The organism is Phycisphaeraceae bacterium (genome assembly GCA_020851465.1).
GTDB lineage: Bacteria > Planctomycetota > Phycisphaerae > Phycisphaerales > Phycisphaeraceae > JADZCR01.
This window is the reverse complement of record JADZCR010000003.1, coordinates 242,651-256,570: the sequence shown is the minus strand read 5'-3', so window position 1 is coordinate 256,570 and position 13,920 is coordinate 242,651. Positions and strand designations below refer to the sequence as shown.

Here is a 13,920-nt window from a genome sequence, read left to right as displayed (position 1 = left end):
TCATTTATATCGGCTGAAAACATCGTAAGCAAACGCTGCGCATGTCCGCATCAGATCATTCGACTCAATTATTTTGGTTCTCAGGCGTCGATGCGCTCGCGTATCAGCCGACTCAGGCTGACCTATCGAGGAGCGGTGATCGGGATAGGCAGGCAGGCTGTTGACTCAATCGGTTTTCCACTGACCTGCGCAGGCGGATGAAATCTTGACCCGGATTAGCTGTGCGGGTTAAATAATGTGTCGCTACCGTATCGTCGCGATGTCCTGGGCATGGCGCGGCGCGACCCGGGTTTCACCCGGATTTCCATCCACAACGCTTTCAATGACGTTCAGCACGCAGCACGATCACCGTACCGTCGGCTAAACGGCGTGGAGGGTGGTTGTTGAAGGTTGGCAGTGGAAGCGAAAAACGAATAAAGTCGGCGGGTCTGAACCTGTAAGGAATCGCCAATGTCGAAAAATAACGACGCCTGGGGAATCGAGGTCGGCGCCAACGCCATCAAAGCCATTCGCCTCACCCGTCAGGGAGCAGACCTGGTCGTCACCGATTACGACATCCTCCCGTTCAAGAAAGTCCTCAGCACTCCCGACCTCAACATCGAGGAAGCCATCCAGGTCAACCTCGATCAATTTCTCTCGCGGCATAAACTCGCCAACTCCAACGTCGTCGTCTCCGTGCCCGGGCATATGGCGTTTGCCCGCTTCGTCAAGCTCCCGCCTGTCGATCCCAAGAAGATCGGCGACATCGTCAAGTTTGAAGCAGTCCAGCAGATTCCCTTCCCCATCGATCAGGTCGAGTGGGACTATCAGCAGTTTTCCCAGCCTGACTCGCCCGACGTTGAGGTCGGCATCTTTGCGATCACCAAGGATCGCGTGATGCAATTTCTGACCAACTATCGCAACGTCGGCATCAATATCGACGCCATCACGCTTTCGCCGCTGGCGGCCTACAACGCGCTGGCGAACGATATGGATCTCACCCCCGACTCACCGGGACTGATGATCATGGACATCGGCACGTCGAGTACCGATGTCATCATCGTGGAGAACGGTCAACTCTGGCTGCGGACGCTGCCTATCGGCGGCAACAACTTCACCGAGGCGCTCGTCCGTGCGTTCAAGCTCTCGTTCCCCAAAGCGGAAAAGCTCAAACGCGAAGCCTCCACCAGCAAATACGCGAGGCAGATTTTCCAGGCGATGCGGCCGGTGTTTGCCGACCTCGTTCAGGAAATCCAGCGCTCGCTGGGCTATTACCAAACGCTCAACCGCGACGCGAAATTGAGCCGCATCATCGGGCTTGGTTCGACCTTCCGTCTGCCGGGGATGCAGAAGTTCCTCAAGCAGCAACTCCAGATGGAGGTCGAGAGACCCAACGGATTCAAGCGGATCAAAGTGGACGGCAAGCAGGAGGCCGACTTCGCGGAACACGCGATGAACCTGGCGACGGCCTACGGCTGTGCGTTGCAGGGGCTGGGAGTCGAACAGGTCAACGCAAATCTTTTGCCTCAACACATCATCAAGTCGCGTCTGTGGCGGTCGAAGCGGCCGTGGTTCGCGGCGGCGGCGATTGTGCTGCTGGCGGCGGCGGGGGCGTCGTGGGGACGGCTCTTTGTCGAAAAGAGCGGCTACGAGACTCAGAAGACCGAGGTTCAGGCGAATGCCGACCGCGTGGTCAATCAGGCGCGTGGTCTCGAAAGCAAGATGAAGACGGTGCAGACGAGTTCCGATCCGCGCATCAAGATCGAAAATCTCCGCCGCATCCTCGATGGTCGCACCATCTGGCCTCAACTGATGGTCGATCTCGATCTGGCGGCCCTGTGGCTGATGCAGGACGACCACGGCCGAATACTCCAGCCGGATCTTCTGACTAACGATTATGAAAAGATCGCGCACATTCCGCGAAACCAGCGGCTGCGGATTTATGTTTCCGAGGTTACGGCGGAGTACCAGTTTGGAAACCCGGCAGCAGCGGGTGCGCATGCTTCGGAAGCCGAAGAACCGTCCATCGCCGCGGGCGCGAGCTATCAGGACATCTTCGGCAAACGTCGCAGTGAAATGACGCCTCCCGCGCCGACGCCGGGGCCGATGCAGCCGGTCAAACCCGCTCCCAATCCGTCGGGACTGACTCCGCCGACATTTATCATCACGCTCAAAGGCACGACCCCGAACAGCGATGGTGTGCGGCTCGTCGGCGACCGCTACATCAACTGGCTCAAGGCACACGCGGAACGATCAGATCGGCCGTACCGCATCATCGCGACCAACCAACTGGAGAAGGTTGAAAAAATCGGTGAGAACGAAATGTTCTCCGGCAGTCCGGCTGTTGCGCCAGCCGGCAGGGTAAGCCCGCTGGGAGGACGCAACACGCGAAATCAGACCTTGACGGAGACGGTCAGTGTGTCGAAGGACGTGGTCGGCTTGCCTCCGCCTCCGCCGGATCGGCTAGCGGTGGGAGGAGGAATCCGGTTTGAACTCCGCTGGCAGATACAACTGATCCATCTTCAGGATGCCCGGCAGGGTGAAGCCATCTCACGCGAGCGATCGAAGGCCGCCCCCGCTGGCGGGCTGGATGCTCCGAGTCAAGGCCCGACGACACAGCCCGCAGCCTCGACCGACGGCAAGGAGGACCAACTGTGAAAAGACTCATCGCATGGTCGCGTGATAACTGGATCATCGTCGTTTCGATCGTCGTGATCGTGCTTTCGCTGGGCATCATTGGTTACGTCCAGCTGAGCGGTTCTACTTTCACGCAGAACGTCGTGGATTACGGAAAGACGGAAAAGGAAAAGCTCCGCCGCTATCTCGTGCAGCCGGTGGAAATTCCTGGTGAAAAGGCGGATGACGTGCCGCGGCAGGAGACCATCGCGATCAATCAGGCGGCGATCAACGATCTGGAAGTCGCCTACGGCACGATGAACAAGGAGTTTGCCGACATCTACGGTTACGCGGTGAAGATCAATTCGCAGGACCACACGCCGATGATGGACGGCTTGTTCCCTGATATCCGCGGCACAGCGACGAAGGCGATTTACGCCAAGGACGTTTACAAAGAATCGTTCACCAAGTTTTTTGAGGAGTTTTCGCCGAACTCGGATCACCCGCAGCTCGATGCCGGTTCTGCGCCGGATATGGCTGACGTCAAGTCCTTTGTGGACAAAGTGGATGCAGAGTACCGCAGCAGCAACATGCAGGGCGCGATCCTCACGCAAAAGGAGGACGAGGAGCTGCGTGACCTGCGTCGGCAAAAGACGGCGGAATACCTGATCGAATACGCCAAGAACATCCACATTTATGCGACGACGGAGCAGTCTCGCCGCAGTGCTGTGGGGACCAGCTCTGGAAACCGCAGCAACGTGGCTGATGCTTCGTATCCCTTCACCATCATGCAGTGGGCATCCGAGTCGTCGCAGCCCGACCCTGTCGAGGTGTGGGAAGGTCAGATGCAACTCTGGATCACCGAGGACATTCTCCAGGCGATCGCTCTGACCAATCAGGTCATGGAACCGTCGGCAAACGTGATGACGTCGCCGATCAAACGCCTGGTCACGCTCCAGGTGCTCCCCGATTACGTGGGCATCACCGGTAACGGGGGCATCCGGCAGGAGGGGCCTGGTTCGGTCAGCAGCAGCGGGGCACCGATGAGGGCGTCGGCTCCGCCACCCGCTCCGAGCGCGATGCACCCCGGAATGGGCCCAGGTGCAGCACCCGGCGGTCCTCCGGGAGCGGCAATGGGCCGCCAGCGCACTGGCTCATTGGCGTCTGCTGCCGCTAAAAAACTTCCCGACGACTTTACACTCGCACCCACCGGTCGGCGCAGCAACGACATCTACGATGTCCGCCATGTGTGGCTGTCGATCATGATTGACTCGACTCGCATGCCGGAGTTTTTTGACAACCTCGCGCAGGTCAACTTCATGACGGTGTTGAAGATGAAGATCACCGACGTGGACGAGTACAAAGAGGCAGAAGCCGGCTACATCTACGGTGCGTGTGACGTGGTTCGAGTTGACATGCTTATTGAGACGCTCTGGCTGCGCGACTGGACCGCGAGGCTGATGCCCGCAGAGGTCAAGTCATTGCTCTCCGTAGCTGAGGTTCCCGCAGCAGCTCCCTAATTCCGCAACCCGCCGCGCGGCGGCCAGGGCCTTTGAGCCATGAAAATCAAAAATCTCACCTTCATCGACAAGCACATTCACAAGATCGTCATCGGCGTTGCGCTGGTGCTGGCGGTCATCGTGATCTGGCTTTATGTGCAGGGCCAGCCGTATCAGGTTGAGCTGAATGCCCGCATGATGACTCCGACCGAAACCGTCGAGGAAATCGACCTGGCGACGAAAAAGCTAGACGGAGCGATCAGCAAGAAAGAAAGCCCGCTGCCCAAGATCACCGTGCCCTCTTACACGACTGATTTCAAAGCCCGCGCGGTGCGCTCGCTGACGGGTAAGTCCAAGCTGGAGGTGCCGCTTGGACCGCCGGGCCTCGATCCGCGAGTCGTTCCGACTGAAGCCCCGGTACGTCCGGAATACTTTGTCGGCACACCGCCGCCAGCGACCAACCTGACAACCAGCACGGGTTTCGGTGTGGTGGCGATCCCGTCCGAACCAAAGGAACTGGTTGACGCATGGCACGAACTTCTGGGCGGGAATAATGTCCGTGATATCCGCTACGTCAGTGTGGCGGGGCAGTTTGACATGAAGGAATGGCGTCGGCGTCTGGCGTCGGCTCCCGAAGCGCAGCGGATGCCTGAGTCGTGGTGGCGCGGCCGGCTGTTGGTCGCGGATGTCATCCTCGAACGGCAGGCGCTCGATCCGTCCACTAACCAGTGGGGATCGGTGCAGCGTCTCGCAGCTCTTCCCAATGCGGCCTTCCATTTCCGCAACGGCAACTGGGGTGCGGACGCCGACGAAGCGATCAGCCAGGTTCGTATTGAACAGGATCAGATCACCAAGCCAGCGCCTCCGCCGCTGGTGGATGATGGATGGATTGCGCCGGGAAGCTCTGCTGCACCTCAGCTCAGCGAAGAACAGTTGAAGCGACTCAGGCAGCTCGACATCGAAATCAACCGGTTGCGCGAGCGGGTGAAAGTGTTGCATAAGAGCGGCGGCGCAGAACCGACTCCGCCGCTTCACTCGGCGATGCCGGAAGCCGCGCCCTCTCCGCTGCCCAGGGATCGTCGTCCACCCGGTCGTGCGGCGGCACCCAGGCCGGATTTAGCCGGCGGCGATCTAAACAAGCTTCAGCAGGATCTTCGGGACCGCATCAACGAGAGGGATGCAATCCGTGGAATCAAGCGTGTCGCGGATACCCCAGCCGGTTCTCCGCCTGCGTTTGATGGCAGGCCGCTTCTGGGTGGCCGTGATGCCCAAGCCCCTGTCGAGTCGGTACCGGAGATGAGCGACCGTATCGAAGTATGGGCACACGATGTGACCGTCAAGCCGGGACAGACTTATCGCTATCGACTGGTTGTTGCGGTGCTCAACCCGCTTTTCCAACGCCGTGAACCGCGTCCCGAACAGCGCGAGCAGTATTTTGAAAAGCTGGCGATCGAATCGGCCCCGGACACGGAAACGGCTGTCGAGTTCCACAACGCTTGGTCCTCGCCGGTGACCATCGAGCGTGAAAGCTACTTCTTTGTTACCGGCGGTAATCGCAACGCACAGAACGCGCAGGTCGAAGTGTGGCGCATCATCAACGGTGCGTGGCGATCGCAGGAGTTCACCGTTCAGCCCGGCGATCCGATCGGCAAGTCCGTCGCCATCGCCGGTGTTAACGACGGCAAACCCGTGGACATGACGGTCAATGCGGTCGTGGTGGACATTGATTTTGACGCCCCGGCCGTCGGTTTGGGCTTCAACCAGACGACGACGCGCCTGCTCTACATGGATCGTCAGAGCGGCAAGATGCTCAGCCGTACTCAAGCCGCGGATAAGGATGACTCACTGCGTCAGCGTCTGCGGAGTCAGGCCGTCGAGTCGGTGGCTGGGCGTTCCGAGTGACGGTCAGTAACTTCGCCTTTTATCTGCCAATCCCGTGAACGCGCGTTTGCCGCGTTTCTGTTGCGACGTTAAAACCCGCTGATGCTCAAGCTGGCGACGATTCTGGACAACCCCGGCGAGCCGTTCGCCGGCAGCCGTTACCGCGACCCGCTGCAACTCCGCGCGCTGGGTTATAACGCCGTTGTCCTTTACGAAACGACCGGGCTGTCCGGCGTCGATTCTCCCGACAGCATCAGTTCGGGAGAAATGAGGCGATGGGTCGCCCAGCAATTCGAAATCATCCGTCAGCGGATCGAGCAGGCTGTGCGCGCCAAGCTCGATGTGTATATCGCCTATGACGCGCTGAGCCTGGCGCGGGATGTGGTGGATCGAAACGTCGGCACCCTCACCTGCACCAAGCGGCCATCGACGATCTGTCCCGCCAGTGAAGCGGCTCTGGAACGATCCGGCCAGGCACTCGAATCACTCCTTCAGCAGTTTCCGAGTGTCAGCGGTGTCGTGCTGCGCTTCGGCGACAACGATGCGTCACGTCTGCCCTATCTGGTGGGTAACGATATCTATTCCCCGCATTGTGCCCGGTGCAGCCAGCTTGGCCGGGCTGACCGCATCACGCTAGTTCTGCATCATTTCCATAAGCTCGTCGTGCAAAAGCGGGGGCAGCGGCTCATCGCCCGCGCGTGGAATGTCCGCCCCAACGGTCTGCACGACTCGGTTGAGCTTTGTCGCCGCGTGCAGACCCAGTTACCCGGCGAAGAGACGGACGATCGCTTTGTGTTGTCGTTCAAGTTCACGCAGACCGACTTCTGGCGTTACCAGAACTGGAACCCGGCAAGCCTCGCGTGCGGCAAGAGGCCGATCATCTACGAGCTTCAATGTCAGCGGGAGTTTGAAGGCAAAGGCGGCATCCCCAACTGGCAGGTGCCGCTGTGGCGCGACGGCTATCCGGAGGCGGGAGAGGGCGCTGCGGCTGGACTCGCACAGATCGCCGGCCGCATCAACTTCGCCGGACTCTGGGCGTGGGTTCGCGGCGGCGGGTGGGGTGGGCCTTTCGTCAGCAATGAGTCGTGGATCGACGCCAATGTCTTCTCCGTCCCGTTGCTGGCGGAAAATCCCTCCATCGCACCGCTTGACCTGGCGCAGCGCTGGATCGGTGAGCGGTTGGGCGTCGTCAGCGAGCCGATTGCTGCCGCGATCCAGCAGACGCTGGTGGATTCTCCGGAAGTGATCCGGCAGGGCTTTTACATCGGCCCGTTTGCACGCACCAAGGCTGACCCCTGGCATCCCAACGCGGATTGGATACAGGATGACCTGGTCGATGCGCGGGCAGCATGGCGCATCATTCAGCGGTTACCGGAAAACACACTTGAGGAAGTGGTTGCCGAAAAACAGTCTGCGGTGGAGAGGCTTTATTCTGACCGCGCCGCCCTGAGCCAGCACCTGACTGATCGCACCCGCAGCATACTTGAGCCGCTGATTAACACGATGAGCTATGGCGAATCATTGTTTGAGGCATTGCGTGACTTGCTGGCCGGACTTGCCGCATACCGTCGTTACCTGAAATCGCAGGATCGGGATGCCGCCGAATTATGTCGTCAGAGGCTATTCAGCGCACAAAGCCACTGGAGCAGCCATAGCCAGCGTCATGGCTCACTGCCGGGAGCGGCGACGGCGTTCCGCGAGGCTCATTTCTGGGAACTGACTCAACAAATCCTCGGCGAGCTGGGAGATCGAGCCTGAGCACGCCGCGAGGTTACTTGGTTTCCAGCCAATCCTTCCCCACGCCGACTTCTACCTTCAGCGGTATCCGCAGCGTCATGGCTGACTCCATCTCCGCTTTGATGATTGCTGCATTTTTCTCCGCATCATCGGCAGGGGACTCAAAAACAAGCTCGTCGTGGATCTGGAGCAGCATCATCATCGTCAGTCCGTCGGCGTCGATCCGTCGCTGGAGATTCACCATTGCGCGCTTGATCAATTCCGCTGCGCTGCCCTGCACCACGCTGTTGATCGCCAGTCGCTGACCGAGGCTGCGCTGTGCGCCGTTTTCCGAGCGGAGTTCGGGGATCATTCGCCGCCGCCCGCCCATCGTCTCCACGTAACCTTTGTCCATCGCCTCCTGCACACACGCCTGGAGGAAGGTGTCGATTCCCTTGAATCGCGTGCGGTAGTCAGCGATGAGTTTTTTCGCCGATTCGAGGTCGAGTCCCTCGATCCTTCGCACCAGACCGTACGCACTGACGCCGTAAACGATGCCGAAGTTGATGATCTTCGCCTGATTTCTCTGCTCGCGTGTCACCTGATCGAAAGGCACGCCGAACACCTGCGCCGCTACGTCGGTATGCACATCGAGATCTTTGGCGAATGCCTCGGTCAAGCGAGGATCCTGTGACAGATGCGCCAGCACGCGCAGCTCGATCTGTGAATAATCCGCGCTGATGAGGACATTTCCCGGCTCAGCGATGAATGCTTTACGAATCTGTCGTCCTACCTCGGTACGGATGGGGATGTTCTGAAGGTTCGGACCGTTGGACGACAGCCGCCCGGTCGCTGTCGCCGCTTGATGAAATTGCGCGTGGACCCGGCCTGTGCTCGCGCGGATGCTCTCACGCAGATTTTCAAGATAGGTCCCCACGAGCTTGGTGAGTTGCCGATACTCGACGATCAGTCGAGGCACCGCCTGTTTCGCCGGGTCGATGCCGTCAAGTTCCGCGAGCGTTTCGAGCACTTCGATATCCGTGGAGGGGCCGGTCTTGGTTTTTTTCTGCACCGGCAGGCCCAGATGAGTAAAGAGCACCTCCGCGAGCTGCTTGGGTGAATCAGGGTTGAAGTCGAATTGTGCCTTGTCGAGGATATCCCGTCGTAATTGAACGATGCGGGTGTTGAGTACCTGCTGCTGCTGGATGAGTACGGCCGGGTCCACCTTGATGCCGTGAAACTCCATCTCCGACAGCACCTCAACCAACGGCATCTCGATTTCTGCCGCCAACCGTTCCATCCCCATGAGCCGCAACCGCGGTATGAAGTGCTCGTGGAGACGCAGGGCGATGTCCGCATCCTCCGAGGCGTAAGGCACGATCAACTCCAGCGGTACCTGGTCCATCGTCCGCTGGCCCGCTCCCTTTTTTCGTGTCTCCGCCAGACCGATGAGACGAGTAATGGGAATCATCTCGTGCTTCAGACAGCTCAGTGCCAGCGAGTCAAGCCCATGCGTAGGTGAGCCGGCAAGGTGACTGGCGATCATCGAATCGAACACGATGCCGCGTAATCGCACGCCGGCGTGACGGAATACCAGCGCGTCATATTTGAGGTTGTGCCCGCACTTGGGGCGCGTGGGATCTTCGAGAATCGGCCGGAGTTTTTCCAGCACCGCGCGCTGGTCCAGATGTTGTGACGGATCGGGCGAGCGAAGCGGAATGTAAACCCCCGTACCAGCCTTCCACGAAAAGCTCATGCCGCACATCGCCATTGCACCGCCCAGACCGATCGTTTCCGTGTCCACGCTGATGATCGGTGCGGTTCGGAGCGAGTGGACCAGCTCATCAAGCTCGCCGGTCGTCACAATCGCGCGATAGGCAAAGTCGTCCGCTGTGGTCAGGCCCGGCGTCCTGATGTGATTCGACGGTTCAGCCTGCCCGTCCGATGTCACAGCTGGCGCGACTGCTTCAAAAAGAGACGGCGAGAAATCCGCGTCATCTTTCCTGGCGGGCGCCTGCGTCGATTTGCCGGAGGCGGCATCACCAGCGGTTTTCGCGGTGGAATCCGAACCACGGTTGACCAATGCCTCCAGATCGGTGATGTGCTTTCGGAACCCCAACTCCTCAAACACACGACGGAGTCCGGCCATCTCGATCAAGCCGGCTCTGGCCTTCTCAAGCGTAAAGTCCAGTTCGAGATCGCTCTTGAGCGTTACCAGTGTTCGGCTGACTTCCAGCGTTTGGCGTGAGGCCTCGAGATTTTCCCGGAGTTTGCCTTTGAGCTTGTCGAGGTTTGCATAGATGCCTTCGATCGAGCCGTAGTCCTGAATGAGTTTTGCGGCTGTTTTTGCACCGACGCCGGGCACACCCGGTACGTTGTCCACCGTATCGCCTGTCAATGCCAGCAGGTCGATCACCTGTTGAGGCGCGATGCCTTTGTTTTCCTTGAGCCATGCAGCATCGATCGTCGTGTCGGTATGGATGTCGAACATCTGCACGCGGTCGTTGAGAAGCTGCTGGAGATCTTTATCTTTCGAGACGATGCGGATATTCAGGTGTTTACATTTTGGATCGTTCAGCAGTCGTCGCGTGATTGTCGCGATGATGTCATCCGCTTCTGCGCCGGTCTGGCCGATGACGGGAATTCCAAACAGCCGGGTGATTTCAAGGATGCGCGGAATCTGCGCTTCGAGGTCGGGAGGCGTCGGCGCGCGATTGGCCTTGTAATCGTTAAACATCTCATCGCGGAATGTTTTGCCGGGTGTGTCGATGGCCATGACGACGTACTGCGGCTTGAATGTCGCGAGGAGCTTGAGAAACATCCCCGTCATGCCGTACACCGCCTGGGTGGGTTCGCCGGTGACGGGGCTGTTGAGTCCGCCGCGGATGGCGAAATAGGCGCGAAAAATCTGCGCGTGGCCGTCAATGAGATAGAGCGTCTCGCTGGTATCGGGGCCGTCTTGCATGAGCTTGAATTGTAGATTGCTTCGAGTGATGCCGCCGTCGTGGTGTTTCACCAGTCGAGTGGTTTGCGCCAGATCGTGCGGAGATCATCCAACGGCTCATCGAGCAGGCGGCCATGCTTGGCACAACGAACCGTCAGGCGGTGATGGCCGGCGAATCGACCCACCTGCCCGTAAGGGATTCCCGTCGCTTTGAGCGAGCGGATTACCGAATCAAGATCGGCGGGGGCGACCTCCAGCAGGTAACGACTCGGCGTCTCCGCGAAGGCATGGGTGAGATGGTCAAGCTCACGGGTGGTCGGAACCTGGTCGAGATCGAGGTCCAGTCCGATTCCTCCGGCGAATGCCATCTCGGCGGCAGCCACGAGCAGCCCGCCGTCTGAGCAGTCATGGGCGGATCGCACCAGGCCGCGAGCGATCAACTCCGCAACCGCCGACGCGGTGCCGGGGCCACGTGTCAGGTCCGTGCGGGGTATCGAGCAGTCGCGCCCCGCATCACCTGCCACGTCGATGTAATGCGAGCCGCCCATCGATCCGGTCGTTTCACCCACGAGCAGCAGCGTGCTGTCCGCTGCCTTGGCGTCCATCGTTCGCGCGAGAGTCGTGTCGGGCACGATGCCCAGCGCGGTAATCAGTAGCGTCGGCGGAATCGTGATGAGCTTGCCGTCTTCCGTCGTGAACTGGTTGCTCAGGCTGTCCTTGCCGGAGACAAACGGCGTGCGATAGGCCAATGCGCCTGCATAGCACGCTTCCGCCGCCCGGACGAGGGAGCCGAGTTGCTTCGGATCGTCACAGCGCGGCCAGCAGAAATTATCCAGAATGGCGATCCGTGCCGGGTTCGCCCCGACGCAGACGACATTGCGCACTGCTTCGTCAATCGCAGCGAGCGTCATCCAATAGGAATCCCCGCCCGGTGTTTTTTCTCCCAGCCCGGTTTGTAATCCGTTTCCGATGGCGATGCCGCGTGACGAGTCGAGTTTTGGCCGCAGCACCGCCGCGTCGCCGGGGCCGTCCTGTCGTGGGCCGACCAGCGGCTTGACCACGGATCCGCCCTGCACTTCGTGGTCGTATTGCCGAATGATCCAATGTTTGCTGGCGATGTTTGGATGGGAAAGTAACGCGAATAGCGTTTCCTTCAGCGAGCTGGAGTGTTCAGCATTCGATAGCCTCGCCGGAGCGGAGCGGCTTGCGGCAGAGAAGCTCCATTCCGCTTCACGGGTTGGTGTTGGGATTCCTTCGTGCAGGAAGTGGGTGGAAAGACGACCGACTTCGGTGCCGTGATAAGTCAGGACCAGCACCGGATCGCTGGTGCCTTCCTGGTTCCATCCGAACTGCCCCAGATCGCACATTTCGACATCTTCAGCTTCACAGAGACGGCGAAGCTGCGCGACACGGTCGGCAGGCACCGCGAGCACCATGCGCTCCTGCGCCTCGCTGATCCAGATTTCCGTGTAACTCAGACCGCGATATTTCAACGGAGCGGTTTCGAGCGTGACGTGTGCGCCGGTGTCCTTGCCCATTTCACCGATCGCGCTGGAAAAACCGCCTGCCCCGCAGTCGGTAATGGCGTGGAAGAGGGGGCCGCCTTGGTCCGCAGAAATATCCCTCGCCTGGAGGATGACATCGAGTGTTTTCTTCTGCGTGATGGCATTGCCGATCTGCACAGCATGAGCGAACTCATCCGCATGAGTGTCCGTCAATTCTGCACTGGAGAATGTCGCTCCGTGTATGCCATCGCGACCGGTTCGCCCGCCCAGAGCGATGATCCGATCACCCGGCTGAACTTTCCCGAAACACTTATCGAGCGGGATCAACCCGATGCAGCCTGCGAAAACCAGCGGATTGGCGAGGTAGTCCTCGTGGAATGCAACCGCGCCGTTGACTGTCGGGATCCCCATTCGGTTGCCGTAGTCACGCACACCTGCGACGACCTGCTGAAGCACGCGCCGCGGATGAATGACGCCTTTGGGAAGCGGATCGGATGCGGGCTTAGTTCCGCCGGCTGCGTGCGGAGTTGCGCTGTCGTCATTACGGTCGGGAAACGCAACGCAGAACACGTCGGTATTGGCGATAGGTCTGGCAGCCAGTCCGGTGCCCATCACATCGCGGATACAGCCGCCGATACCGGTCGCCGCACCGCCATAGGGTTCGATTGCGCTGGGGTGATTGTGGGTTTCAACCTTGATGCAGACGCCGTCAGCATTATCAAACTTCACGATGCCTGCGTTGTCCTTGAACACACTGACGCACCAATCACCCAGGTCCGTCTTTGCCATCAGTTCATGCGTGGCGGCTGCGACGGTGCTCTTGAGCAGGTTGTGGATCGTGATGGAGCCGTCAGCGTTGCGCTCATGACCGGGATGGGCCAGGAAATCAGCGATCGACGGCGAGTGACCCGAAGCCGCTCTTGGCGAAGTAGTCTCGCGATAGCGCACCGTGGATTTAAGCGTCTTATGGACGCAATGTTCGCTCCAGGTCTGGGCGATGGTTTCCAGCTCGATATCGCTCGGATCGCGCCCGCCGCCGGGGAGCGAGCGGAAGTAGTCGCGGATAGCCCGCATCTCGTCGAGACTAAGAAAGAGGTGCCCCTCGCGGGAGAGCTTCATCAGGCCGTCGTCATCGAGATTGAGCAGCGGCACGTGAGTGATGCGGAGGGAATACGCGGAGCCGCTCTGGAAATGATCGGGCAAGTATGGCGTATCGTGGATGTCCTGGATCACCGTGTTGGCTAGTGATCGCTCCGCCAGAGCGTGCAGAACGGCGCGGTCCGACACGCCGCCGACAAAGTCGTATCGAAATCCGGTGCGGACTTCGACTTCATCAGCGGAAAGCTCAGGCAGCATCTCCACGATCGCATCGCGTGTGGATTGCGCGACGGGATCCATCACCCCCGGCTGGTAGTGGACTTCAACGACCGCATCTCCTTCACGCAGAGCGGTTGCGCCGAGCGAAACCGTCTGGGTGATCGGATCAGTGAGCAATTCCCGCGCGATCCGACCCACCATCTCCTCCTCAAGGCGGGCCTGAATCAGATAAACACGCGCTGTCGTCACCTGTGACACTTTCGCGCCGGCTTTGCGCGCTTCGGTCAGCACACTATGAGCGACGGCATCAGGCTCGCCGTCACGCGGCCTGACTTCGACACGAAATACCCGTGCTTCACCGGAGGCGGGGAGTGTTCCGGAGGTTCCGGTGGCGGGAGAAGCGGTCATCGGTCATCCTTCTTCTAGCTGGGGGCAGAGGTCTCGGCGAAGTGAAGATGATACG

Annotated in this window: 6 protein-coding genes; 4 read left to right on the top strand and 2 right to left on the bottom strand. The window is 59.8% G+C overall.

Annotated elements, in window-relative coordinates; all coding sequences use genetic code 11:
* Positions 1-450 precede the first annotated feature (450 nt).
* From pilM to IT444_04390, 4 genes are all read left to right on the top strand, one after another.
* The gene (gene pilM / locus IT444_04405) at positions 451-2,637 is read left to right on the top strand and encodes a type IV pilus assembly protein PilM (protein ID MCC7192007.1); all 2,187 of its coding nucleotides are present in this window, start codon (positions 451-453) and stop codon (positions 2,635-2,637) included.
* Positions 2,634-4,115 carry a hypothetical protein gene (locus tag IT444_04400; protein MCC7192006.1) on the top strand — a complete coding sequence of 494 codons (1,482 nt, stop codon included), beginning with the start codon at positions 2,634-2,636 and terminating at the stop codon, positions 4,113-4,115. Before pilM ends, IT444_04400 begins: the two co-directional genes overlap by 4 nt.
* Positions 4,116-4,154: 39 nt before the next feature.
* Positions 4,155-5,996 (top strand): hypothetical protein, encoded by a 1,842-nt coding sequence (locus IT444_04395; protein MCC7192005.1) that lies wholly within the window; start codon positions 4,155-4,157, stop codon positions 5,994-5,996.
* Positions 5,997-6,077: 81 nt separating this feature from the next.
* Entirely contained in the window at positions 6,078-7,733 is a 1,656-nt protein-coding gene (locus IT444_04390) for a hypothetical protein (GenBank protein ID MCC7192004.1), read from the top strand.
* A gap of 13 nt (positions 7,734-7,746) precedes the next feature.
* Here IT444_04390 and polA read toward each other — a convergent pair whose 3' ends face one another.
* Positions 7,747-10,656 carry a DNA polymerase I gene (gene polA / locus IT444_04385; GenBank protein ID MCC7192003.1) on the bottom strand — a complete coding sequence of 970 codons (2,910 nt, stop codon included), beginning with the start codon at positions 10,654-10,656 and terminating at the stop codon, positions 7,747-7,749.
* A gap of 47 nt (positions 10,657-10,703) precedes the next feature.
* Positions 10,704-13,865: a hypothetical protein gene (locus tag IT444_04380; GenBank protein MCC7192002.1), complete on the bottom strand. Its 3,162-nt coding sequence runs from the start codon at positions 13,863-13,865 to the stop codon at positions 10,704-10,706.
* Between the last annotated feature and the right edge of the window lie 55 nt (positions 13,866-13,920).